This is a genomic window from Micromonospora sp. LH3U1 (genome assembly GCF_028475105.1).
Lineage (GTDB): Bacteria > Actinomycetota > Actinomycetes > Mycobacteriales > Micromonosporaceae > Micromonospora.
The window spans coordinates 3,792,914-3,815,988 of record NZ_CP116936.1 but is presented as its reverse complement, the minus strand read 5'-3'; the positions used below and the strand labels follow the sequence as shown (position 1 = coordinate 3,815,988).

Sequence of the window (23,075 nt, the reverse complement as noted above, 5' to 3'; positions counted from 1 at the left end):
CGGCGCCGGCAGGGGTTGGCGCCGACCGTTCAGTGCGGCGGGGACGGTGCCTCCGGTGGCTTGCCGTAGCTACGCCGGAAGTCCGCGTAGGCCACGCTGGCCAACACCAGGAGGGCACCGAGGGAGGCGAACACCGTCGGCAGGAACAGCACGGCGGGCGCGATGGTCAGCAGCGCCAACACACCACCGGGGCGGGACAGTGACACCCGGCTGAACACCTCGTACTCGAAGGAGGCCCGGCCGGCCAGGAACAGTGCCGGGCCGCCGAGGATTACCGCCGCCCAGGCCGGTGGCGTCCGTCCGGTCGGTTGGTGCAGCACGAGGTGGAACCCGGAGGCCGTGGTCACCACCCCGGCGACCATCAGCAGGTGGGTGTACGGCGCGGTGAACAGAAACTTGTTCGGTGACTCCGACCCCTTGATGGCCGCCGGCAGCAGTTGGCCGGACTTGTGCACGTAGATCCGCCAGAGCAGCAGGGTGGTCAGGAACGCCACCGCGAACATGGCGATGTTCGCCGCCTCGCTGTGTTCCGTGCTGAACCTGCTGCCAATGGTCAGAATGGCGTCGCCGAGGGCGATGATGAAGAACTGCTGGTAGCGCTCGGAGAGGTGCTCCGCCGTGACGTTGCGCTGCTTCTCGGGCACCACACCGAGTCCGGGCACCGGGTACGCGAGCCGGAAACCGATGTAGTCGATGGCGAGCGCGATGGCCCAGCACGCCAGGCGGGCGTCGTCGTTGACGAACGCGCCGATGATCCACGGGATCGCCGACACGGCGAACCAGACGAAGATGCGCGCCGCGCGGCGCTGGGTCTGCGGTTCGCGGCGCACGGCCGGCATCAGGAACAGCCCGCGCCCGAGGTGGATCGCCACGTAGGTGGCGGCGAAGACGATCCCGCGGTGGTCGAACGCCGCCGGGATCGCCGTGGTCATCAGCAGCGCGCCGAACATCACGGCGCTGATCAGCAGCTTGATCTCGGTGCGTTCCGGGTCGTACAGGTCGGTGACCAGGGTCGTGATTACCCACGTCCACCAGACGGCCGCCAGCATGATGAGTGCCTGCCCGGCCCGGTGCCAGTCGAGCTGGTCCACCATTCCCCGGGAGATGAGCGCCAGCGCGACCACGTACACCAGGTCGAAGAAGAGCTCGAGAAGGGTCACCCTGCGCGGGGCCTCCGGGTCACGCACCGGGGGGCGGCGGGCCGGTGGGGACCCGGGCTCCGGCGCGGCGGGGTGCACGGGCTGCTCCTGTGGAACCGGTCGACTCGACGGACCCGTCCGGGCCGCCTCAACGGACGGTAACGATCGGTCGACCGCAGGCGCCCCGGATCCGCCCGTCCTTCCCCCTACCGAGGATTGATCGACTCGGGTTCCTGGAAGGTGGGGTGTCCGGGCCGGTGGATGGGCCGGTTTCCGGTAACCCGAGTGGATCGACCGTGTCCAGGTGGTCGGTGCACGCGGATGTTTCGCCCCCAACGGCCGAGCCCCCGGTCTGCCATCCCGTTGGACGGCGGCCGGGGGCTCGATGTCAGGCGTCAGGCCTGGTTGCCGCCCGGCAGCACCGCAGCCATCGCGTCGCCGGCGCCGGCGAGCACGCGCGCCTGCTGTGGCCAGCTGGCCAGCCCGGGCGCGGCGCGCAGGCCGGCAGACCGGATCAGGTCGCGCAGCGCCGGCTCGTCCAGCTCACCGAGCTGGCCGTACGTGCGCACGCCGGCGTCCTGCAACGCCGCCGCCATCTTGGGCCCGACTCCCTGGATCCGGCGGAAGTCGTCGGCCGGGCCCGTCGGGTCGGCGTCCACGCTGCTGGTCGTGGTGTCGGCGGCCGAACGGACCGGCGGGGTCGCGGTGGCGGTCGGCCGGACCTCAGGCGTGGCCACCGCCGGTAGCGCCGACTCCGCGTCGGCGTCCACCGACTCAGCGTCCACCGACTCAGCGGTCACCGGCGTCTCAGCCGGCAGCGGGTCAACTGCCGTGACCTCGGTCGGCGCGTCGTCGGCCGGGGTGGTGTCAAGCGGGGTGGTGTCGGTCGGCGCGTCGTTGGCCGGAGTGGTGTCGGCCGGGGTGGTGTCGAGCGGCGCGGTATCGGTCGGCTCGGCCTCGGCCGGGGCGTCGTCGACCGGGGTCGCGTCGGCCTGCGGGGCGTCGGCGGGTGGGAGGTCGTCCGCAGGAAGGCGGGGGGGCGATCACGGCGGCCGGAGCGGGCTGCTCCTCGACCGCGACCGGCTCGGGAGCCGCTTCCACGACGGGATCGTGCAGCTCAGCCGGGTCGGCCGGTGCGGCGGCGGGGACCGGCGGCGGGGCCTCGGTCAGTGCCATGTCGGCCGGGTCGACAGTGCTCGGGGTTTCTGCCGGGGTGGGGTCGCCCGGCTCGGTCACCGCGGCTGGCGCGCTGACCGTGTCCACCGGCACCGGCTCGTCGGCGACGGCGGTCGGAGCCGGGTCGACGGCGGCCGCAGGCCGGGCCTCGTCGGTGGTGGCCGCCGGCGTCGGCGTGGAGATCACGGCCAGGCCGGCGACGGGGTCACCGTCCACGATCGACCGACCTTGTCCACTGCCCTGTACGCCCCGCCGGCCACGCAGCAGCCACCCGGCGGCCAGGCCCAGCACCAGTGCCAGCACCACTATCAGCGAGTGTCCGATAGACCACGCCACGGCGAACCTCCCTCTCATGTCGTCGGATAAGTTGCGAGAAAAACTCGCCGCAGCTTCGCACACGCATATTTCCGATGACAGAGAGGATCGGTCGATGGCGTTTCGGACGGGACACCCACGTCAACGGGTGTCTGCCGAGTAACGCAGCGTTGCGCCTGGCGGCGGAGGGAAGCGCGCCGAACGCGTTCGGGTGCTCGCAGTGGGCAGGTACGGCACGCCGTAGCTGCCGACCGAGGGGCCGAGGTCCGTGCGGCGGGCTGGCACTCGCCGAAGCGGACACGGTGTGGTCTGTCGCCGGCCGGCAGGAAACAGCCGTGCCGGGTATGGCGATGACCGAGGTCAGCGTCGCCGCGCCCGCCCTCGAGCCGCAGTCAGTCCTGGTCGCCCTCGTAGGTGTGGAAGTCGTCGACGAACCGCCGGCGTAGCCGCGGCACCCGACTGGTCACTCCGAAGTAGCCGCGCGCGCCGAGCAGCGCGAGTCGACCCACCACCGGCCGGTACATCCGGTCCTCGCCGCTGGTGCCGCTGCGATTCAACGATTCGGCGACCCGCGCGAACCCGTACGGCGCCATCGCCGCCTCGTAGTCCGCCACCGCCTGTAGCAGCGTCTTGTCGCCGGTGGTGGCGCGGGTGAGCTGCTCGCAGAGCAGGCGGGCGTCGCGTAGCGCGGTGTTCGCGCCCACACCGCGACCCGGGGTCATGGTGTGGATGGCGTCGCCGAGCAGGGTGACGGTGCTGCTCTTCCAGGGCGGGACCGGCTCGGACGTGGACACTTTGATCGGTAGGGCGCTGGTCGGCTCCGCGCGGGTCAGCAGTTCCCGCAGGTTCGGGTGCCAGTTCGAGGTGAGGTCCAGGGCGACCCGCACCAGGTCCTCGCCGCGGCGCTGCATGATGTCGGCCGGGAACCGGCGGGCCGCGCTCCAGATGATCAGGTTGATGTTGTCGGTGGTGGTGTCGTGGGCCAGGCCGGGCCAGTCACGCAGCAGGGCGGCGTCGGCGTCGCTGACGCCAGGCTTGATCGTCCGCCCGGCGTCCCACTTGAACTCCATGACGTGCAGTACGCCCATCACCCCGCCGACACCGAAGATCAACGAGATGCCCTGACGGACCCGCTCCGGTACGAGGGCGCGGGTGTGGGCGGTCAGCGGAATCCGGGTGGCGATGTTGATGGTGCCGGCGTCCTTGGTGACGGCGTGCGGCAGGTACTGGCGGCGCACCGCCGAGTGTGTGCCGTCGGCCGCCACCAGCAGGTCGCCGGTGGCGGTGGTGCCGTCGGCGAAGTGCGCGGTGACGGTGCCGTCGTCGCGCTGCTCATACCGGGTGAAGGTCTTGTCGAAGTGCACCACATCGTCCAGGCCGGTCAGCAGCACCTGGCGCATCACCATCCGGGCCACCGAGTGCTCGGTGTGCACCGGGTCGGCGGTTGGCCGCAGCTCGAACGAGGCGGTCTGGCGCAGCCCTTCGGTGACGACGTTGAAGTAGTGCGGCGGCCGCGCGCAGGTGGCCAGGAAGGTGGCGAACAACTCCGGGGGCAGGCACTCCCGCAGTGCCCGGCTACCGGTCGGACCGATGCCGACCCGGTAACCGAGCAGCCCCTCGGCGCGGTCGCGGTGCCGTTCGTAGACGGCGACGGTGATCCCGGCGCGGCGTAGGCCGTGCGCCAGGCACAGCCCGCCCGTGCCGGCGCCGATGATCAGGACGTGCGGTGGCGCGGCGGACATGTCAGCCGGCCGGGTGCGCCGCGGGCGCCTCGGCGGCGTCCCACCGGTAGAAGCAGCCGGCGATCGCGTCCCGAGGGGAGCGCCAGGTCGGCAGGTACGGCGAGGTGTGCGCGGAGAGCCGCTCGTTGACCTGCTGGAAGAGCGGGTGGTTGCGGGCCGCCGCGAGCGCGTCCGGGTCGACGTCCGAGGTTTCCAGCAGGTGTACGCACAGGTCGTGCAGGCAGTACAGGGATCGGTGTGTGACGCCGGTCAGACCGGGAAGTTCGGTGGCGTCGGATTCGGCGAAGATCTGCGCGACCCGCCCCTCCGCGTCCGGGATGATTCGGCTGACGATCAGTAGACGACTCATGGGACCCCTTCCGCCGGTGGCTTCCCCGACCCTCGGATCGGCGCCACGTGCTCTGTGCACCCACCGTGCCGCAGCGACTGTCACGTCACCGTCACGTGCGCCGGCCGGCCGGTGACGGGCGATCGGTGATGGCGTCCCGGCTGGCCTGGCGGATCGGGGCGAGCGTGTCGTCGAGCAGGGCGCTCATCGCGGGGCTCGGTTCCAGGCGCAACTCCCTGCGCAGCAGGTCCCGGTAGACGTAGAAGGCGTGCACGGCTTCGAAGGCATTGCCCTCCGCCAGGTGGATGCGGACCACCAGCCGGTGCGGTGTCTCCCGTAACGGCTCGGCGGCCATCGCCTCCAGTGCGGCCTCCAGCGCCTGGCCGTGCCGCCCCGCGGTCAGGTGTTGCCCGGCCACATGTTCCAACATGTGCAGGCGTAGTTGGCGCAGTCGCTCGCGGTCCAGCAGCACCCAGTCGTCGTACCACCCGGGTAGGAGGTCGTGCCGGCCGGCGGCGAGCGCCCCGGCCGCGGTGCGCGGGTCGTCGCCGTCGCGGACCCGGGCCGCGGTGCCGACCAGGTCGTCCACGTCGAGTCGGACCGCCGGGCCGAGTCGTACGGTGTCGCTGGCCACGGTCATCGGGCAGCACGGGTCCTGCCGAAGTCGCCACAGTGCGGTGCGCAGTGAGGACAGCGCCCGCTCCTCCGACGCGTCGGGCCAGAGCAGCCCGGCGAGCTGGCTGCGGGTGGCGCCGGGGCGTAGCCCGATCAGCGCGATCACCCGTTGCAGCCCGCGTGGCACGACGACCGGCACCGCTTCGCGCAGCAGTTGGAAGCCGCCGAGCAGGTGCAGTGAGACGCCCTCCTCGGGCGGGTCTCCGGCGGTCGGCACGGACGGATCAGCGGCCACGGCGGCACCCCCTGCGGAACGCTCGTCCCGACTGTCTGCTGTGTCCCGGATCGGTTGCCCGTGACGCCACTGTCTACCTCAGCGGTGGAGGCGCGGCGCACGGCTGCCGCCGGCGACCCCGCCCGCCGAGGCCGCCGGGCTGACCACGGTGAAGATTATCAATTGCGGTCACGGTGCGTCAATGTCGGCGTGAACCTTCTATTGGCAACGGTCAACCCGAGATCGGTTCTGAACTGCATAAACATTCGTGTGGTCGACCGCGCTGGGTGCGATGGACGCATAGCTGATACACAGGTTGCGTCAACGCAGCGTCACCACCATGCGTCGTTGACCTGTCCTGCGCGGTGACGCCGCCGTGACGAGGACTGCCGCATCGTGTCGGGAGTCGTCCAGCGCGTCCGGGGGCAACCCGTCGCCGGCCGGACGCCGTGGGGGGAGGCCCAGTATGGACCGATCGCTGATCGTCGCGAAGGTGGATCCGACCGCCGAGGAGCGGGTCGCCGAGATCTTCGCCGAGTCGGACGCGACGGAGCTGCCGCGCCTGGTCGGCGTCCGGCACCGCTCGCTGTACCGACTGCACGACCTCTACGTGCACCTGCTCGAGACCGAGCAGCCGGCGGAGAGCGCGGTGGAGGGCGCCCGTGGTCACCCCGAGTTCATCCGGGTCAGCGACCGCCTGCGCCCGTACGTCTCGCCGTACCTGTCGACCTGGCGCTCGCCGCGCGACGCGATGGCCCAGTGCTTCTACCGGTTCGACGCCCCTGACATCGGGCGGCGGTCGTGACGGCCACCGTGCCGCGCGAGGAGCAGCTCTGGTCCCGCTGCGCCGGCTGCGCCAGCCTGCTCTACCGCAAACGGCTGCGCCGCAATCTGGACGTCTGCCCGGAGTGCGGGGAGCATGCCCGACTCGGCGCACCGGAACGCCTGCGCCAACTCGTCGACCCGGGATCGCTGCGCCTCCTGCCGGATCGGCTGCCTGAGGTGGATCCGCTCGACTTCGTCGACGTGCTGCCGTACCCGCACCGGCTCACCGCCGCGCGGGCCAGCACCGGCCTGGCCGAGGCGGTCGTCTGCGCCACGGCCACCATCGGTGGACACCCGGCCACGTTGGCCGTGATGGATTTCCGCTTCCTCGGCGGCAGTCTGGGGTGCGCGGTGGGGGAGCTGATCACCCGGGCCGCCGAGCGGGCATTGGACGACCGGACCCCGCTCATCCTGATCACTGCCTCCGGCGGTGCGCGGATGCAGGAGGGCGCGCTGTCGTTGATGCAGATGGCCACCGTCAGCCAGGCAATCGCCGCGCTGCGCGAGGCGGGTCTGCTCACCGTGAGCGTCCTCACCGACCCGACCTACGGCGGGGTGGCCGCGTCGTTCGCCACCAACACCGACCTGGTGCTCGCCGAGAGCGGCGCGCGGATGGGCTTCGCCGGCCCCCGGGTGATCCGTCAGGTCACCGGCCGGGCGTTGCCGGAGGGCTTCCAGACCGCTGACTTCCTGCTCCGGCACGGGCAGGTCGACATGGTGGTGCAGCGTCGGTCGCTGCGCGGGCGGCTGGTGGCGCTGCTCGCGGCGACCCGCGCCGGCCGTCCGCCCCGCCCGCCCGTACCCCGGCAGGAGCCGGCGCCGCGCCGCGAGCACCGCGCCGACGACGGCGCGGTTCTGGCGCGGCCGACGGACCCGGCGGCCGGAGTCGACGCCGCCGTCGCGCCAGGAGTGGGCGACGCTCCGGCGGTACGCGACGCGTGGGACACCGTGCGGATGGCGCGGCACCCCGGCCGACCCACCACACTGGACTATTTCGACTCGGTCTTCGACGGGTTCGTGGAGCTGCACGGCGATCGGCTCGGCGGAGACTGCCCGGCCATCGTGGGCGGCGTGGCGCGGCTGGCCGGCCGGCACGTGATGGTCATCGGTCACCAGAAGGGGCACACCACCGCCGAACTGGTCGCCCGCAACTTCGGCATGGCCAGCCCGGCCGGGCATCGCAAGGCGCTGCGGCTGATGCGCCTCGCCGCCCGGCTCGGCCTGCCCGTGGTCACCCTCGTGGACACCCCCGGCGCCGACCCCGGGGTGAGCGCCGAGGAGCAGGGGCAGGCGGCGGCCATCGCGGAGAACATCCTCACCCTCACGGTGCTGCCCACCCCCGTGCTCGCGGTGATCACCGGTGAGGGCGGCAGCGGCGGCGCGCTGGCGCTGGCGGTCGCCGACCGGGTGCTGATGCTGGAGAACGCCGTCTATTCGGTGATCAGTCCCGAGGGCTGTGCGGCCATCCTCTGGCCGGACCGGTCCGCGGCGCCGCAGGCCGCCCGCGCGCTGCGCCTGACCGCGCCCGACCTGTGCCGGCTCGGGGTGGTCGACGAGGTGGTCCCGGAGCCGGCGACCGCCGCGCACGACGACCCGGCGGAGACCGCCCATCGGCTGCGCGCCGCCTTGCTGAGCAATCTGCTGCCGCTGCTGGACGTGCCGCCCGCCGTGCTGGTCCGCCAGCGCCGACAGCGCTTCCGGCGGTTCGGCGCGGCACGCGCCGGCACCCGGGCGGGTGCTCGGTGACCACCGGCGACGGGGCGGTGTCGACCGTCGACGCGCCCGACGACGCCGGGGCGGGTGGCGAGGAGGCGCTGGCTGGGTTGCGCCGGCAGGCGCAGCACCTGATCGCCGAGCTGGCCGGGCCGGTGCGCCGGATCCGGCTGCGCAGTGGGCCTGCGGTGCTCGAGGTCGAGTGGCACCCCGAGGACGTGAGCCGGCCGGACGTACCCCTGCCACGGGCCGAGGTGGCGCCGCCGGTCGCGCCGGCACCCGGTTCACCAGCGGCGCTGATCCGGCCGCCGGTGCCCGGGCGCGCCGCGGTGCGGGCACCGATCGTCGGCACCTTCTACCGTGCGCCGGAGCCTGGCGCGAGGCCGTTCGTCGCGGTGGGCGACCTGGTCCGACCGGGCCAGCCGGTCGCCATCGTCGAGGCGATGAAGCTGATGAACGAGGTGACCGCCGACCGCGCCGGTCGGGTGGTCGCGATCCTCGTCGAGGACGGCCAGCCGGTGGAGTACGACCAGCCGCTGGTCGAACTGGACCCGGCGTGACGGCGCGGGGTGGTTGACCATGTTCGAGACCGTGCTGATCGCCAACCGGGGCGAGATCGCGCTGCGGGTGCTGCGCGCCTGCAAGGAGCTCGGCGTGCGGACGGCGGTGGTCTACTCCGCCGCGGACGCCGACTCGGCGGCGGTCCGTCTCGCCGACCAGGCCGTCCGGATCGGGCCCGCGTCGAGCCGGCGCAGCTACCTCAACGCCGCCGCCATCGTGGAGGCGGCCCGGCAGGTGGGCGCGCAGGCCGTGCATCCCGGTTACGGATTCCTCTCCGAGGACGCCGACTTCGCCGAGATCTGCGCGGACAACGGGCTGATCTTCATCGGCCCGCCGCCGACGGTGATGGCCGCGCTGGCCGACAAGTCCTCGGCACGGGCACTGATGAGCGCCGCCGGCCTGCCACTGTCGCCGGGCAGCGTCGCGCCGGTGCCGACCGCCGCCGAGGCGGCCGAGGTGGCCGAGGCCGTCGGATACCCGGTGATCGTGAAGGCCGCCGCCGGGGGTGGCGGCCGGGGGATGACCGTGGTGCGCACCCCGGGTGAGCTGCGCCGGGCGTACGCCCGGACCCGGGCTGCCGCCCAGGCCGCCTTCGGCGACGACCGGGTGTACGTCGAGCGCTACCTCACCGAGGCTCGGCACGTCGAGGTGCAGGTGCTCTGCGACTCCAACGGAAACGGGGTGCACCTGGGCACCCGGGACTGCTCGGTGCAACGCCGGCACCAGAAGTTGGTCGAGGAGGCGCCCGCCCCGGCACTGTCCGCGGCTGTGCTCGACACCATCGCCGAGACCGCGCTGCGGGGTGCGCTTCAGGTCGGCTTCGTCGGCGCCGGCACGCTGGAGTTCCTGGTCGACGCCGAGGAACAGTTCCACTTTCTGGAGATCAACTGTCGGATCCAGGTGGAGCATCCGGTCACCGAGATGGTCACCGGGATCGACCTGGTGCACGAGCAACTGCACATCGCGGCCGGGGTGCCGCTGCGCTGGCGGCAGGAGGAGATCCGCCTGCACGGCGTCGCGTTGGAGTGCCGGGTCAACACCGAGGACCCCGAGCGCGGCTTCGCCCCGACTCCCGGCCGGTTGGAGCGCTTCACCCCACCCGGCGGCCCGTTCACCCGGGTCGACACCCACGCCAGCGCCGGCTACCTGATCGGCCCCTGGTACGACTCGCTGCTCGCCAAGGTGATCGTCTGGGCGCCCGACCGGGAGCTGGCCCTCAACCGGCTGGAACGTGCCCTGGACGAGTTCGACATCGCCGGGCCGGGCGTGCACACCACCATCCCGTTCGTCCGGCGGGTGCTCGACGACGCCGCATTCCGCAAGGGCCGCTACACCACCGGCCTGGTCGACCGTCTGCTCGCCGCGTCCGCGCAGCGGCCGACGGCCACCCCCGCACCGCGCCCCGCGTCCACCGCGGAGCCCGACGTAACCCACAGGAGGACCCGATGACCGTCACCCATGGTCGCCCGATGACCGCCGAGATCACCGACATCCTGGTGGCGCACTGCGGGCTGGACGCCGACGCCGCGGCCCGGGCGCCCGCCGCGTCGCTGGAGGAACTGGGCATGGACTCGCTCGCCCTGCTGGAGCTCTCCGCGGTCGTCGCGGACCGGTGGCAGGTGAGCATCCCCGAGCAGGCCGGGCAACTGAGCATCCCGGCGGTGGCCGACCTGGTCACCCGCCGCGTCGACCCACCCGGGCACACCGAGAACAGCGTCGTCATCGACGCGCCGCTGGCGCTGGTCTGGGAGGTCACGAACGACGTGGCGAACTGGACCGAGCTGTTCACCGAGTACGCCGTGGTGGACATCCTGCACCGCGAGGGGCACACCGTGCGGTTCCGGCTCACCATGTACCCCGACGAGAACGGGACGGCCTGGAGCTGGGTGAGTGAGCGCACCGCCGACCCGGTGAGCAGGCAGGTCCGGGCGTACCGGGTGGAGACCGGGCCGTTCGAGTACATGCGGATCCACTGGCGCTACACCGAGGAGGCCGGCGGCACCCGGATGGCCTGGACGCAGGACTTCGCGATGAAGCCGACCGCGCCGGTCGACAACGCCGCGATGACCGAGCGGATCAACACCAACAGCGTCATCCAACTCGCGGTGATCAAGGACCGGGTGGAGCGGATCGCCTGGCAGCGCGCCGACCAGGGCCGCCCGGCGGCCAACGACGAGCAGACGGAGGCCGACGATGAGTGACCTGAGCACCCGGCCGATCGCCGCCGGGGACGTACCCGCCGACCGGCGGCGCGGCGGTGAGCTGCGGGTGCTGCTCGGCCCCCGCACCGTCGGCAGCACCTCGGGCTTCCTCGGGGTGGCCGCGCTCGCGCCGGGGGAGCGGATCGCCGAGCACTACCACCCGTACAGCGAGGAGTTCCTGTACGTGGTGCGCGGCGCGATCACCGTCGACCTGGACGACCAGCCGACGCTCCTGGCCGCCGGCGAGGCGCTGTTCGTGCCCGTGAACGTGCGGCACCGCCTGCGCAACACCGGCGTCGAACCGGCCGAGGTGGTCTTCCACCTGGGCCCGCTCGCCCCGCGCCCCGAGTTGGGACACGTCGACACCGAGCTGGCCGAGCAGCGGGGCGGGTCATGACTGGGCGCCGCACGGTGGTGACCGGGGTAGGGGTGGTCGCCCCCGGCGGCGCCAGCCGGGACCGCTTCTGGAAGACCATCACCGAGGGGCGGACCGCCACCCGGCGGATCAGCTTCTTCGACCCGTCCGCGTTCCGCTCGCAGATCGCGGCGGAGTGCGACTTCGACCCGATCGCCGCGGGGCTCAGCGAGGCCGAACGACGCCGGGCCGACCGGTACGTGCAGTTCGCGCTGGCCTGCTCCGTCGAGGCCGTCGCCGACGCTCAGCTGGTGCTCACCGACGCCGAGCGGGACCGGGCCGGGGTGGTGCTGGGCACCGCCGTGGGCGGCACGATGGCGCTGGAGCAGGAGTACGTCACCGTCAGCGAGCACGGCCGGCGCTGGCTGGTCGACCCGACGAGCGGCGGCCCGTACCTCTACCAGGCGCTCGTGCCCAGCAGCCTCGCCGCCGACGTGGCCTGCCGGCACGGGCTGCACGGGCCGGCGCAGGTGGTGTCCACCGGCTGCACCTCCGGCATCGACGCCATCGGCTACGCCCATCAGATGATCGTGGACGGTGAGGCGGACGTGATGCTGGCCGGCGCGGCCGACTCACCGATCTCGCCGGTCACCGTCGCCTCGTTCGACGCGATCAAGGCGACCAGCCCGGACAACGACGACCCGGCGCACGCCTCCCGCCCATTCGACGCGGACCGGCACGGGTTCGTGCTGGCCGAGGGTGGTGCGGTGCTGGTGCTGGAGGAGGCCGGGCACGCCCGCCGGCGGGGTGCGCACATCTACTGCGAGGTGGCCGGCTACGCCAGCCGCAGCAACGGCTTCCACATGACCGGGCTGCGCCCGGACGGGCTGGAGATGAGCCTCGCCGTCACCGACGCGCTCAAGCAGGGACGGATCCTCCCCGAGCAGGTCTCCTACATCAGCGCACACGGCTCGGGCACCCGGCAGAACGACCGGCACGAGACGGCCGCGTTCAAGCGGGCCCTCGGCCAGGCCGCGTACGGGGTGCCGATCAGCTCGATCAAGTCGATGGTCGGGCACTCGCTCGGTGCGATCGGGTCGATCGAGATGGCCGCGTGCGCACTGGCCATCGAGTTCGGCGTGGTGCCGCCGACGGCGAACTGGAGCACCCGGGACCCGGAATGCGACCTGGACTACGTACCGAACGAGGCGCGGGAGGTCCCGGTGGACGTGGCCCTCTCGGTGGGCAGCGGGTTCGGTGGCTTCCAGTCGGCGATGGTGTTCCGGCGACCGCCCGGGGCGGTGGCGGCGTGAGCGCCGCCGGGCTCGGTCCTGCGGAGGTGGCCGGGTGACCGCCCGGGCGGTGGTGACCGGCATCGGTGTTGTCGCACCGAGCGGCATCGGCGCGGACGCGCACTGGCGCACGGTGCTGGCCGGCACCCGCCGGACCGGGCCGATCACGCTGTTCGACCCGTCCGACTACCCGACCCGCTACGGCGGGGAGGTGCCCGACTTCACCGCCGACTCCTACGCCGACAGCCGACAGTTGGTGCAGACCGACAGGTGGACGCACCTCGGCTTCGCCGCCACCCGGCTGGCGTTGGCCGACGCCGGCCTGCCCGACCGTGCCCCCGACCCGTACGGCTACGCCGTGACCCTGGCCAGCTCGTCCGGGGGCAACCTGTTCGGCCAGCGGGAGTTGCAACGGCTCTGGGGCGGGTCGTCACGGACGGTCGGGGCGTACCAGTCGATCGCCTGGTTCTACGCGGCCAGCGTGGGGCAGCTCTCCATCCACCACCAGTTCAAGGGCCCGAGCGGGGTGCTGGTGGCGGAGGCGGCCGGCGGGTTGGACAGCCTCGCGCACGCCGCCCGCGCGGTGCGCCGGGGCACCCCGGTCGTGATCGCCGGGGCCACCGAGTGTCCGCTGAGCCCGTACGCGCTGGCCTGTCAGCTGCGCTCCGGACTACTCAGCGACGTCGCCGACCCGGAGCGGGCGTACCGGCCGTTCGACGCCACGGCCAGCGGTTACCTGCCGGCCGAGGGGGGAGCGGTGTTCGTGGTGGAGGAGCTGGGGCACGCGCTAGCCCGGGGCGCCCGGGTCTACGGCGAGGTGAGCGGGTGGGGCTCCACCCACGACGCCGCGCACACCACCGAGGACAGTGCGGGTGACCCGCTCCAGTACGCGCGGGCGATGCGGCTGGCCCTGGACCGGGCGGGCGTCGCGGCGGCCGGGGTCGACGTGGTGCTGCCCGACGCGCTCGGTGTGCCCCGCTACGACCGCAGCGAGGCCGAGGCGCTGCGCGCCGTGTTCGCCGACCGGCCGCCCCCGGTGACCACGCAGAAACCGCTGACGGGGCGGGCGTACCAGGGTGGGTCCGCACTGGACGTGGCCACCGCGCTGCTCGCCTTCGCGCACGACACGCTGCCGGCGTCGGCGGGGCCGGACGAGGTGGCCGACGGGTGCGAGCTTGACTTCCTGCGGGAGCACCGTCGGCCGCGCAGCCGGCTCGCGCTGGTCTGCGCACGGGGTTTCGACGGGTTCAACAGCGCGCTGGTCCTGCGCGGGGCCGCGCCGATGAGGGGAGAGGCGTCATGAGCGACCAACGGGCCCGGGTGGTCTTTCTGGTACGGGTGCCGGTGCCGCGCACCGAGCAGTTCCTCGCCGCGTACGAGGAGGTGCGGCATCTGGTCGCCGGCGGCGTGCCGGGGCACCTTGTCGACCAGGTGTGCCGTTCGTCGACCGACCCGGAGCAGTGGCTGATCACCAGTGAGTGGGCGAGCCTGGCCGACTTCGAGGACTGGGAGCGCAGCCAGGAACACCGGGAGTTGGTGCGCCCGATGCGGGAGTGCTTCACCGACGCCCGTTCGTTGCGCTTCCACATCCACGCCCAGACGCCTGCCCTGGCCTGACGGTTCCGCGCTGATCGACGGCGACGGTGGCGGCCTGATCAGTTGATGAAAAATAGGTGTCAGGGCCGTCTCTGACCTACTTTCATCAACTGATCACGGCTGTCGGCCCGAGTCGTCGCGGGCGCGGCTGTAACGCTCGTAGATCACGCACGAGTCGAACGTCCTCGTCTCGATCAGGTCCAGCCGAACGGTGTCGGTGACCGGTGGCAGGTAGGGCGTGCCGCCGCCGACGACGACCGGATAGCGGAACATGCGCAGCTCGTCGACGAGGCCGAGCTGGATCGCCGCCGAGGCCAGGCCGGGGCCGCCGATCTCGACGTCCTTGTCGGTCGCGTCCAGCGTCGCGGCAACCTCCTCGGCCACCGACGCCTCGGCGAGCCGGGCGTTACCCTGCACGCTGTCGAGGGTGCGGCTGAAGACGACCTTCGGGAGAGCGCACCAGACGTCGGCGAACGCGGCCTTGAGGTCGGTGTCGCGCATCGACGGATCTGTCTCCCACGCCAGCATCGCCTCGTAGAGCCGACGGCCCAACAGATAGCCGCCGAGCCCGCTCACCCGTGCGAGGTGGAAACGGAAAAGCTCCTCGCTGGGAGCCCCCCACCCGAAATCGCCCTCCCGGTCGGCGACGTAACCGTCCACCGAGACGCCCATCGCGTAGATCAGCATGGCTTCACACCCATCGCATCGGAGTTGACGCTGGCCAGGGTACCGGCCAGCACCAGGGGATTGAGGCCTGACCACGTCTCCGCCGATATCGACGAAGCGGACGGACATCGACGCTCGGTCGGCCCTCCGCCGGAAGCACTGAGCAGGGCTTCCCAGGGTCACCGTCCGGGGAAAGTCAGTGCCGTGTGCAAGGCTTCTCCGCGATAAATGCGATCACGATGAGAGGGTGCGAAATGAGCACGAAGGCTGGCGGAACATTTGACGTCACATCATTCGAGCCGGAAATGCTCGACGAAGCCCCGGGAGCCGCGCTTGGCCGGGTGCGGATCACCAAGACCTTCCAGGGCGGCCTGGCCGGCATCAGTACGGTGAACATGCTGTCGGTCGCCGACATCGAGGGTAGCCCCGCTGCTTATGTCGCCGTGGAGCGATTCACGGGCGAACTCGACGGCCTCAAGGGCTCGTTCGTCCTCCAACACAGCGCACCCGGCAGCCACGGTGAGCAACTCGCGATCCGCGTCGTCCCGGGAACGGGCTCCGATGACCTCACAGGGATCGTGGGAGCTTTCGAGATCATCCAGTCCGACGACGGCAGCCACTCCTATGTCTTGGAGTACACCCTGGCCTGACGCCGCGACCGACTCGCCCTCACCGCGCCGCCGCCGTGGCCATCCGCCGCGACGACTGGCGTCGACTACCCGCCGAGCATCGGGCCGCCCACCTTCTCGACGCCGCCCGCGCCTACCTCCAGAGCGGCGACCTTACCGCTGCCGGGCGTGCCCTGGCCGACGCCGACACCATCGCGCCCGACGAGGTCCGCTACCGGCCTGCCGCTCGTACCCTCATCGCCGAGATCGCGCACAGCGGCCGCGCAGCCGCCTGCGTGGCGCGACTCGCCACCCTCGTCGGGCTCACCCGCTAGGCGCGACGCCATCGGCCGTCCGGCTGGGGCCGCGCGACGGTTGTACGAGGCGTCGTGCCTCGGTGACGCTCTGCCGAATCGGCCGCCCGATCCTGCCCGCCGAACGGGCTGTCGGCAATCCGGCTGGCCGCTGCTTTTGATCCATCCATTTGCATCTAGCAATGTCACCGTTGGGGGTCGTATGGTTCCCCGCAGCACCCCGACAAGCGTACGTGATGGGCGGATTCGCCCTCTTTGATGCTGGGCGGTGATCGGCAGTGACGGCAGAAGATCCTACGGCGACAGACCCCGGCTGGGTGGACGAAGTCCTGTTCGCCGGCCGGCCGGCCGATGTTTGTCTGCGTCTGCCCGAGCCCATCGACCGCGCCACCCTGCACCGGCTGGTCACTGCCGCGCAGGACCGGCTCACCGCGGCTGGACTGCGCCCCGGTGGCGCTGCCGCGCTGCGGCTGCCGCCGTCGCTGGCGTACGTGGTGAACCTGCTCGCCACCTGGCGCGCCGGTGCACAGGCGATCCTGCTCGACCACCGGCTGACCGACCACGAGGTGGACCGGGCACTCGTCCGGCTCACCCCGCAGGTGGTGGTCGCGCCGATACGCACCGGCGGCGGCGCGTTGAGGATCTTCGTCGACGTCACCGAAGGCGTGACCCGGTACGCCGACCGTCCGGCGGTCAGCGGCCACGCCGTGATCCAGCTCAGCTCCGGCTCCACCGGCCCGTCCAAGGTGATCGGCCGCACCGCTGCCGACCTGGTCGCCGAGGTGCACCGCTACACCCGGATCGACGGCGTGGCGCTGCCCGGCGAGCGGATCATCCTGCTGCCCTCGATGGTGCACGTGCTCGGCCTGGTCGGCGGCCTGCTCTACGGCCTGCGCGCCGGGGTCGAGCTGGTGCCGCCGGAACGGCTCAGCGGCGACGCCGTGCTGGCCGCGATCAGCGCCGACGCCACGCCGGCCACCGTGCTGGGCGTGCCGTTCCACATCGGACTGCTCGCCTCCACCCGGCCGGCCGGTCCACTGCCGCAGCTGCGGCGGATGACCACCGGCGGTGAGCTGGTGCAGGCCGCGGTCGCCCAGGCCTTCACCGACCGGTACGGCGTGCCGCTGGGCAACATGTACGGGATGACCGAGGTCGGGGTGATCGGCACCGACCTGCACGGGTCGCACCGACCCTCGATCGCCCCGGCGCCCGGCATCGCGGTCCGGGAGTCCGACGGCGAACTGTGGGTGTCCTGCCCGGCGTCGCCGTACGTCGGGCTGAGCGACCCGACCCGGTGGGCCGACGGCTGGCTGCACACCCGCGACGCCGGCACCGTCGATCCCGACACCGGCCTGGTCACCGTGCGCGGCCGACTCGACTCACAGGTCTCCGTCGGCGGGATGAAGGTCGACCTGACCGAGGTGGAGGCAACCGTCGCCGGGTTGGCCGGGGTGGCCGCCGCGGTGGTCGTGTGGGACGACGGCATCACCGCGTACGTCCAACCGGACGGCCCGCTGTCGGAGGAGACGCTGGACAAGCTCCTCGCCGGGCGGTTGGCCGGCTACAAGCGGCCCCGGGTGCTGCACCTGCTCGACCAGTTGCCCCGCACCACCACCGGCAAGCTGGTCCGCTCGACCGACGCGCTGCGTTCGGCGGCCACGCCGTGACCGGCCCGCTGCACCACCTCGACCTCGACGTGGGCCGTGGCGTGCACCGCGACCGCCAGGACGAGCCCTCCGCCCAGCTCCGGGTGGCCGACCCGCAGGATCTCGCCGCCGGGCACCGGTCGCAACGGCAGCCCCGGCGGCGGCATCTCCCGGCGCAGCCCGCCGTCGCGCAGCCCCAGCCCGAGGGCCTTGCCGACCGCTTCCTTCGCGGTCCACAGCCGCAGGAAGTCCACCGCCCGGCCAGCCTCGGGCCGATCGGCCAACCAGGCCGACTCGGCGGGCGGGAACCAGCGGCGGGCCAGCGCGAGCGCGGGCAGCGGGCGGATCCGCTCCACGTCCACGCCGACCGCGCCGGCACGACGGGCGGCGACCACCACCAGGCCGGCGGTGCGGCTGACGCTGACCGCCAACTCGACCGACCGGGTCGTGTGTTCGTCGACCCGGACGACGGGTCTCCCACCAGGACCGTGCGTCAGCACCAGCTCGGTCTCCGCGCGGTCGAGCAGCACAGTGCCCGCCCGTCGCAGCAGCACAGCGGCCGGATCCGGCTGACCGCCGGCATCCCGACCGACCCACACGTAGGCGGTGTCCCGACCGGACGCCGTCAACTGGCCCACGCAGAGAGGGTAACCATGAGAGCCGAGGTCCGCGCCTTCGTCGTCGAGCAGCTCGCCGACATGAACTACGACGTCGAGGGGCTCGACGACGACACCACGCTCGGCCCGTCCGGTGTCGACCTGGAGTCCCTTGCCCTGGCCGACCTGTCCGTCCGCGTCGAGGACCGGTACGGCGTGACGTTCGCCGACGACGAATCGGAGCAGTTGGCCCTGATGACGGTCGGCGAGTTCACCACCATGGTCGCCAACCGTGTCACCGAGGCGACGAGCGACAAAGCCTGATGAGCGGTCAGCCCGACCTGGGGCGAGCTGACCTGCTGACCATGCTCGCCGAACTCACCGCGAAACCGTCCGCCGAGGTGCCCGACCGGATCGGCTCGATGGAGCTCGCCTGGCTGGTGCACCTCGTCGAGCAGCGCTACGAGCGTCAGCTCGACCTCACCGATGACGAACTGGCCGGCATCCGTACCGTCGATGACGCCCTGGCGGTGTTCCGGGCGTCGTTGAGCGCCCCCACAGATGGCTGAGCCGCGCGTCATCCAGCTCACCGGCGTACACGCTCTCAGCGCCCTGGGTCGGGGCGCCGGGGCGCAGCTCGCCGGTGTGCTGGCCGGTGTGCCGGCGTTCGCCCCGGTACGCCGCTTCGACACCGCCGCCCGCCGGGTCACCGTGGCGGCCACCCTGCCCGACGTCGGTACGCTCCCCGACGAACTGGCCGCCGCGATCGACGCGGCGTGCCGGGTGGCCGGTGTGGACCGCGCGCAGCGGGCACAGTGCGCCCTGCTGCTCGCCGTGCACGGCGGACCGGCGCCGGGCGCGGGCCCAACCCCGGCCGCGCTCGCCGACCAACTCGTCGTCCGATGTGGGCTCTCCGGCCACACCCGGGTCTACACCAGCGCCTGCGTGTCGGCGAGCACGGCGGTGGCCGACGCGGCAACCCTGATCACCAGGGGTGACGTGGACCGGGTGGTGGTCGCCGCCGGGTACCTGGTGGAGCCGGACCAGTTCGCGCTCTTCGACGCCGGTCGGGCCCTCGCGGTCGACGGGGCGGTCCGCCCGTTCAGCGCCGGCCGGCGGGGACTGCTGCTCGGCGACGGCGTGGCCGCGGTGGTCCTCGAGTCGAGCACCGTGAGCCGGCGACGCGGCGCCGAGCCGGTGGCCACCGTGGCCGGTTGGGGGCGGGCCGGGGACGCGTTCCACCCGTGCCAACCGGATCCGACCGGCGCCGGGCTGGCCCGCGCGGTCGACGCCGCGCTGCGCCGAGCCGGGTTGTCGCCGCAGGCCGTCGGTTACGTCAACGCCAACGCCACCGGCACCACGCAGAGCGACGTCGCCGAGGCGGCGGCACTGCGCCGGGCTCTCGGCGGCCACGCCGCGCAGGTCCCGGTCAGCTCCACGAAGTCGGTGCACGGGCACGCGCTGGAGGCGTCCGGGTTGCTCGAACTGGTGGTCACCGCGCTGGCGCTGCGACACGGCGAACTGCCCGTCAACGCCGGCTGGCGAGGCCCGGACGAGGCATGCCCCCTCAACGTCATCACCGACCGTCCCCGCAAAACAACCGCAACCCACGCGCTGACCCTCAACGCCGCCTTCGGGGGCGCCAACACCGCACTCCTGGTCGGCACCCCGTGACCGCCCCCCACTCCCCGCGATCTTGCACTTTCTGTCCCGACGAATCCGGCGAAGCACGCGAACCGGCGACCGAAACTGCAAGATCGCCGCGGGGAGAGGTGTGGGCGCGGTGGCCTGAGGTGGGGGATGGGGTCGCGCCGGGGGTTCCGGGATTCGTTCTTTCGGGGTTTGCGCCCGTCGTGGTGGCCGTCGCGGAGCGGTGTCTGCGGCGGCGGTACGGGTCGGCGGGGGTGTCGGACGGGGTGCGGACGGGGATCGTGCTCGTCAGCGCCAGCGGCGATCTCGTCAGCGCGGAGCACGTCCGGGCGACTGTCGAGGCCGGCGGGCGGATCGGCCCGCTGTTCTTCTTCCAGTCCGTGCCCAACAGCGTCGCCGGGTACATCGCGGCCCGCTGGGGCCTGCGCGGCCCGGTGGTCTGCCTGAGCCCCACCGGTGACCCGTACGCCGACGGCAGCGCCGAGGCGGACCTGCTGCGGTACGACGGCGACGCCGACGAGGTGTTGCTGATCCTGATCGAACAGACACCCGACGCGCCGACCGAGGCGGTCGCGGTGCTGCTGGGGGGAGAAGAACGACCATGAGGACGCGAGGACTACGCGGCGCGTTGGCCGCCGACACCGAGCTGGGCGCGGGCAACGTTCTGGCCCGGGTGCTGGCGCACGGCGCCGACCCGGACGGGCCTGGGCTGACCTTCGACACCGCTGTCGACGGGCACCCGGCCGAGGCGCCGCTCACGCTGGGGCGGCTGGACGAGCGGGTCGCCGCCCGTGCCGCCTGGCTGCACGAGCGCGGGGTACGCCCCCGCGACCCGGTCGCCGTCTGGGCCACCGCCGCCGCCGACATGGTGCTCAGCTTCCTGGCCCTGGCCCGGCTCGGGGCGATCCCGGCGCTGATGAACGGCAAACTCCGTCCGGAGATCGCCGCCGAGTACATCCGTCGGCTGCGGGGCGTCGGTGTGCTCGCCGATGACGCGCACACCGCGCTGCTGGCCGGGCACGACCTGGGCGTACCGCTGCTCGGCACGCCCGCACAGGCCGGCACCGGCGACCCGGCCGCCGCCCCGGCGCACTACCGGCACCACCCGGACGACCCGATCGTCATCACCCACACCTCCGGGACGACCGGTGTCCCCAAGGCGGTGCTGCACTCGCACGCCAGCCTCTTCGCCGCGACCCGGCACCTGCTGACCATGCCGCAGGCGCAGGGCACCAGCCGGATCCTCAACGCGCTGCCCGCCCCGCACACCGCCACGGTGCTGATGGTCAACCAGGCGCTGGGCAACCGGGCGGAGATGCTCCTGCTGTCCGAGCAGGGCGGCGAGCGGGTGCTGGACGCGATCCAACGATGGCGCCCCGACGGCGTGTTCGGCTTCTCGGTCACCTGGGCGGAACTGGCCCGCTTCGACCTGTCCGGGTACGACCTGGACTCGGTGCGGCTGTGGTTCAACACCGGTGACTGCTCGCACGAGCCGCACATCCGTCGGCTGGTCGCGGTCGGTTGGCACGACACCGTCACCCGCGACGGGGTGGCGAGGGTGCCCGGCTCGGTCTTCATCGACGGCCTGGGCTCCAGCGAGATGGGGCACTCGATGTTCCACATCACCCACCGCTCCGACACCGACCGGTACGGCCGCTGCATCGGCCGCCCGTACCAGTTCACCAAGGTCGCGGTGCTCGACGCCGACGGCGAGCCGGTGCCGACCGGCGAGGTGGGTTTCCTGGGCATCGACTCGCCGTCGCTGTTCCGCGGCTACTGGAACGACTCGGTCACCACCCACCGGTTCCGTCAGCGCGGCTGGTACCTCACCGGCGACCTGGTCCGCGCCGACGCCGACGGCCGCTACTACCACCTGGACCGGGCCGTGGACTCGGTCGACGCCGGCGACGGAAGACGCTTCTACACCGCGTGGTCCGAGGAGCGGATCCTCGCCGACTGCCCGGACGTCACCGACTGCACGGTGGTGATCGTCGCCGAGGCCGGCGGGGTGGTCACCGACGTGCTGCTGGAGTTGGCCGCCGGCGCCGACGAGGCCGAGGATCGCACCGAGCGGGTCCGCGTGGCACTCGGCCCGGACGTCGGCGCCACGCTGCGCCGGGTCGTGCCGGTGCGCTCCGCCGACATCCCGGTCACCGTGACCGGCAAGGTCCGCAAGGTGGTCCTGCGCGAGCGTTACCTCAGCGAGGCAGCCTCATGACGGCTCTGATCACCGGGATGGGTCTGTTCACCCCCGTCGGGCGGGGCGTCGAGGAGACGTTCGACGCGCTCACCACCGGCCGTTCCGGGCTGACCCGCCCGCCCGACGGACACCCGGCGCGGGAGTCGCTGGACGTCGCAGGCCTGCTGCCCGACATCGACCCGCGCACCGTCGCGTCCGGGCCGGAGACCCGGGTGCTGGACCGGATCGTGGTGCTCGCGCTCCTCACCGCCGCCGACGCGCTCGCCGACGCCGGCATCGAGGTGGGCCGCGACGTCGACCCCGACCGGATCGGCGTGATCGTCGGTGGTGTCGGTGGGATGGCCACCCTGGAGTCGCAGGTGCTGGCCAGGGCCGCCCGGGGTCGGGCGGCGGTCAGCCCGTACCTGCTCACCGGGATCCTGCCGAACATGCCGGCGGCGCGGATCGCCATCGCGCACGGCATCCGGGGCTACAGCTCGTCGGTCGGCACCGCCTGCGCCTCCGGTGCCCAGGCGGTCGCCGATGCCGTCCGGCTGATCGCGACCGGAGAAGCCGACGTGGTGCTCTGCGGGGCCAGCGAGGCACCGCTCTTCCCGACCTTCGCCGACACCTTCGCCAACGCGCGGGCGCTGGCCCGCGCCGGGGACGACCCGGCCCGGGCGAGCCGGCCGTTCGACACCTCCCGTAGCGGCTTCGTGCTGGCCGAGGGCGCCGCGCTGTTGGTGCTGGAACGCGCCGAGCACGCCGCCGCGCGCGGTGTCACCGCGTACGCCGAGGTGGCCGGCTTCGGGGCGACCACCGACGCGTACCACCCGACCGCGCCCCGCCCGGACGGCGCCGGCGCGGCGGCCTGCATCCGCCGCGCGCTGCGCAGCGCCGGTGTGCCCGCGGCGGCGGTCGGTTACGTCAACGCGCACGGCACCGCCACGAAGCTCGGCGACATCGCGGAGACCACCGCGTTGGCCGACGTCTTCGGCGTCGGCGGTGTGCCGGTCAGCTCCACCAAGGCGCTCACCGGTCACCTGCTCGGGGCCTCCGGCGTGCTGGAGGCGGCGGTCACGGCGTTGGCGCTCGGTCGGGGGCTCCTGCCGCCGACGTACCACCTCGACGACCCGGACCCGGCCTGCCCGGCGGACCACATCCGTGGCACGCCCCGCAAGGCCGACCCGGAGTACGCGGTCACCAACTCGTTCGGGTTCGGCGGTCAGAACGTGAGCCTGCTGCTCGCGCGCGTCGCCGAACCGAGGAGGTGATCGACGCGGC

26 protein-coding genes are annotated in these 23,075 nt (G+C 72.8%); 18 read left to right on the top strand and 8 right to left on the bottom strand.

What is annotated here, in order from left to right; translation table 11 throughout:
- Nucleotides 1–29 precede the first annotated feature (29 nt).
- The 6 genes from PCA76_RS17510 to PCA76_RS17485 form a co-directional block, all read right to left on the bottom strand.
- A complete protein-coding gene (locus tag PCA76_RS17510; protein ID WP_272611503.1) occupies nt 30–1,160 on the bottom strand; it encodes a low temperature requirement protein A in 1,131 nt (376 codons plus the stop codon).
- Nucleotides 1,161–1,534: 374 nt separating this feature from the next.
- A complete protein-coding gene (locus PCA76_RS17505) occupies nt 1,535–1,939 on the bottom strand; it encodes a hypothetical protein (protein ID WP_272611502.1) in 405 nt (134 codons plus the stop codon).
- A 67-nt stretch (nt 1,940–2,006) separates the two neighbouring features.
- On the bottom strand, nt 2,007–2,651 hold the full coding sequence (locus PCA76_RS17500) for a hypothetical protein (RefSeq protein ID WP_272611501.1): 645 nt from the start codon (nt 2,649–2,651) through the stop codon (nt 2,007–2,009).
- A gap of 371 nt (nt 2,652–3,022) precedes the next feature.
- Nucleotides 3,023–4,372, bottom strand: coding sequence for an FAD-dependent oxidoreductase (locus tag PCA76_RS17495; RefSeq protein ID WP_272611500.1), 1,350 nt, complete (start codon nt 4,370–4,372; stop codon nt 3,023–3,025).
- A 1-nt stretch (nt 4,373) separates the two neighbouring features.
- Complete coding sequence (locus PCA76_RS17490) at nt 4,374–4,721, bottom strand: TcmI family type II polyketide cyclase (protein WP_272611499.1); 348 nt, start codon at nt 4,719–4,721, stop codon at nt 4,374–4,376.
- A gap of 91 nt (nt 4,722–4,812) precedes the next feature.
- A complete protein-coding gene (locus PCA76_RS17485; protein ID WP_272611498.1) occupies nt 4,813–5,610 on the bottom strand; it encodes an AfsR/SARP family transcriptional regulator in 798 nt (265 codons plus the stop codon).
- Between the two features lie 445 nt (nt 5,611–6,055).
- Between PCA76_RS17485 and PCA76_RS17480 the strand changes: the two genes are divergently transcribed.
- Genes PCA76_RS17480 through PCA76_RS17440 form a run of 9 tightly spaced genes read left to right on the top strand, consistent with a single transcriptional unit; the run spans nt 6,056 to nt 14,153 of the window.
- Entirely contained in the window at nt 6,056–6,394 is a 339-nt protein-coding gene (locus tag PCA76_RS17480; RefSeq protein ID WP_272611497.1) for a TcmI family type II polyketide cyclase, read from the top strand.
- On the top strand, nt 6,391–8,160 hold the full coding sequence (locus PCA76_RS17475; protein ID WP_272611496.1) for an acetyl-CoA carboxylase carboxyltransferase subunit alpha: 1,770 nt from the start codon (nt 6,391–6,393) through the stop codon (nt 8,158–8,160). The genes PCA76_RS17480 and PCA76_RS17475 overlap by 4 nt, the downstream gene beginning before the upstream one ends.
- Nucleotides 8,157–8,687 carry an acetyl-CoA carboxylase biotin carboxyl carrier protein gene (accB, locus tag PCA76_RS17470; protein WP_442930137.1) on the top strand — a complete coding sequence of 177 codons (531 nt, stop codon included), beginning with the start codon at nt 8,157–8,159 and terminating at the stop codon, nt 8,685–8,687. Before PCA76_RS17475 ends, accB begins: the two co-directional genes overlap by 4 nt.
- 19 nt (nt 8,688–8,706) lie before the next feature.
- Nucleotides 8,707–10,137 (top strand): acetyl-CoA carboxylase biotin carboxylase subunit, encoded by a 1,431-nt coding sequence (locus PCA76_RS17465; RefSeq protein WP_272611495.1) that lies wholly within the window; start codon nt 8,707–8,709, stop codon nt 10,135–10,137.
- Nucleotides 10,134–10,889, top strand: a complete 756-nt coding sequence (locus PCA76_RS17460; protein WP_272611494.1) for an SRPBCC family protein — start codon at nt 10,134–10,136, stop codon at nt 10,887–10,889. Before PCA76_RS17465 ends, PCA76_RS17460 begins: the two co-directional genes overlap by 4 nt.
- Nucleotides 10,882–11,286 carry a cupin domain-containing protein gene (locus PCA76_RS17455; protein WP_272611493.1) on the top strand — a complete coding sequence of 135 codons (405 nt, stop codon included), beginning with the start codon at nt 10,882–10,884 and terminating at the stop codon, nt 11,284–11,286. Before PCA76_RS17460 ends, PCA76_RS17455 begins: the two co-directional genes overlap by 8 nt.
- The gene (locus PCA76_RS17450; RefSeq protein ID WP_272611492.1) at nt 11,283–12,557 is read left to right on the top strand and encodes a beta-ketoacyl-[acyl-carrier-protein] synthase family protein; all 1,275 of its coding nucleotides are present in this window, start codon (nt 11,283–11,285) and stop codon (nt 12,555–12,557) included. Before PCA76_RS17455 ends, PCA76_RS17450 begins: the two co-directional genes overlap by 4 nt.
- Before the next feature lie 34 nt (nt 12,558–12,591).
- Nucleotides 12,592–13,839 carry a beta-ketoacyl synthase N-terminal-like domain-containing protein gene (locus PCA76_RS17445; protein ID WP_272611491.1) on the top strand — a complete coding sequence of 416 codons (1,248 nt, stop codon included), beginning with the start codon at nt 12,592–12,594 and terminating at the stop codon, nt 13,837–13,839.
- Entirely contained in the window at nt 13,836–14,153 is a 318-nt protein-coding gene (locus tag PCA76_RS17440) for an antibiotic biosynthesis monooxygenase family protein (protein WP_272611490.1), read from the top strand. The genes PCA76_RS17445 and PCA76_RS17440 overlap by 4 nt, the downstream gene beginning before the upstream one ends.
- A gap of 93 nt (nt 14,154–14,246) precedes the next feature.
- Here the strand turns inward: PCA76_RS17440 and PCA76_RS17435 are convergent, their stop codons facing one another.
- Entirely contained in the window at nt 14,247–14,819 is a 573-nt protein-coding gene (locus PCA76_RS17435; protein WP_272611489.1) for a dihydrofolate reductase family protein, read from the bottom strand.
- Between the two features lie 233 nt (nt 14,820–15,052).
- On the opposite strand from PCA76_RS17435, the gene PCA76_RS17430 reads away from it, so the two are divergent.
- The 3 genes from PCA76_RS17430 (at nt 15,053) to PCA76_RS17420 (ending at nt 17,387) form a co-directional block, all read left to right on the top strand.
- Entirely contained in the window at nt 15,053–15,448 is a 396-nt protein-coding gene (locus PCA76_RS17430; RefSeq protein WP_272611488.1) for a DUF3224 domain-containing protein, read from the top strand.
- Between the two features lie 35 nt (nt 15,449–15,483).
- Nucleotides 15,484–15,741, top strand: coding sequence for a hypothetical protein (locus PCA76_RS17425; RefSeq protein WP_272611487.1), 258 nt, complete (start codon nt 15,484–15,486; stop codon nt 15,739–15,741).
- 296 nt (nt 15,742–16,037) lie between these two features.
- Nucleotides 16,038–17,387 (top strand): class I adenylate-forming enzyme family protein, encoded by a 1,350-nt coding sequence (locus PCA76_RS17420; protein ID WP_442930136.1) that lies wholly within the window; start codon nt 16,038–16,040, stop codon nt 17,385–17,387.
- Here PCA76_RS17420 and PCA76_RS17415 read toward each other — a convergent pair.
- Nucleotides 17,282–18,004, bottom strand: coding sequence for a 4'-phosphopantetheinyl transferase family protein (locus PCA76_RS17415; protein ID WP_272611485.1), 723 nt, complete (start codon nt 18,002–18,004; stop codon nt 17,282–17,284). The two genes, PCA76_RS17420 and PCA76_RS17415, sit on opposite strands and share 106 nt — an antisense overlap.
- 15 nt (nt 18,005–18,019) lie before the next feature.
- Here PCA76_RS17415 and PCA76_RS17410 point away from each other — a divergent pair, with 15 nt between their 5' ends.
- From PCA76_RS17410 to PCA76_RS17385, 6 genes are all read left to right on the top strand, one after another.
- Nucleotides 18,020–18,286 carry an acyl carrier protein gene (locus tag PCA76_RS17410; protein ID WP_272611484.1) on the top strand — a complete coding sequence of 89 codons (267 nt, stop codon included), beginning with the start codon at nt 18,020–18,022 and terminating at the stop codon, nt 18,284–18,286.
- Nucleotides 18,286–18,531, top strand: coding sequence for an acyl carrier protein (locus tag PCA76_RS17405; protein WP_272611483.1), 246 nt, complete (start codon nt 18,286–18,288; stop codon nt 18,529–18,531). Before PCA76_RS17410 ends, PCA76_RS17405 begins: the two co-directional genes overlap by 1 nt.
- Nucleotides 18,524–19,636 (top strand): beta-ketoacyl-[acyl-carrier-protein] synthase family protein, encoded by a 1,113-nt coding sequence (locus PCA76_RS17400; protein WP_272611482.1) that lies wholly within the window; start codon nt 18,524–18,526, stop codon nt 19,634–19,636. Before PCA76_RS17405 ends, PCA76_RS17400 begins: the two co-directional genes overlap by 8 nt.
- Before the next feature lie 98 nt (nt 19,637–19,734).
- Entirely contained in the window at nt 19,735–20,217 is a 483-nt protein-coding gene (locus tag PCA76_RS17395) for a beta-ketoacyl synthase chain length factor (RefSeq protein ID WP_272611481.1), read from the top strand.
- Nucleotides 20,214–21,830: a class I adenylate-forming enzyme family protein gene (locus tag PCA76_RS17390; RefSeq protein ID WP_272611480.1), complete on the top strand. Its 1,617-nt coding sequence runs from the start codon at nt 20,214–20,216 to the stop codon at nt 21,828–21,830. The genes PCA76_RS17395 and PCA76_RS17390 overlap by 4 nt, the downstream gene beginning before the upstream one ends.
- Nucleotides 21,827–23,065 carry a beta-ketoacyl-[acyl-carrier-protein] synthase family protein gene (locus tag PCA76_RS17385; protein ID WP_272611479.1) on the top strand — a complete coding sequence of 413 codons (1,239 nt, stop codon included), beginning with the start codon at nt 21,827–21,829 and terminating at the stop codon, nt 23,063–23,065. Before PCA76_RS17390 ends, PCA76_RS17385 begins: the two co-directional genes overlap by 4 nt.
- Nucleotides 23,066–23,075 lie beyond the last annotated feature (10 nt).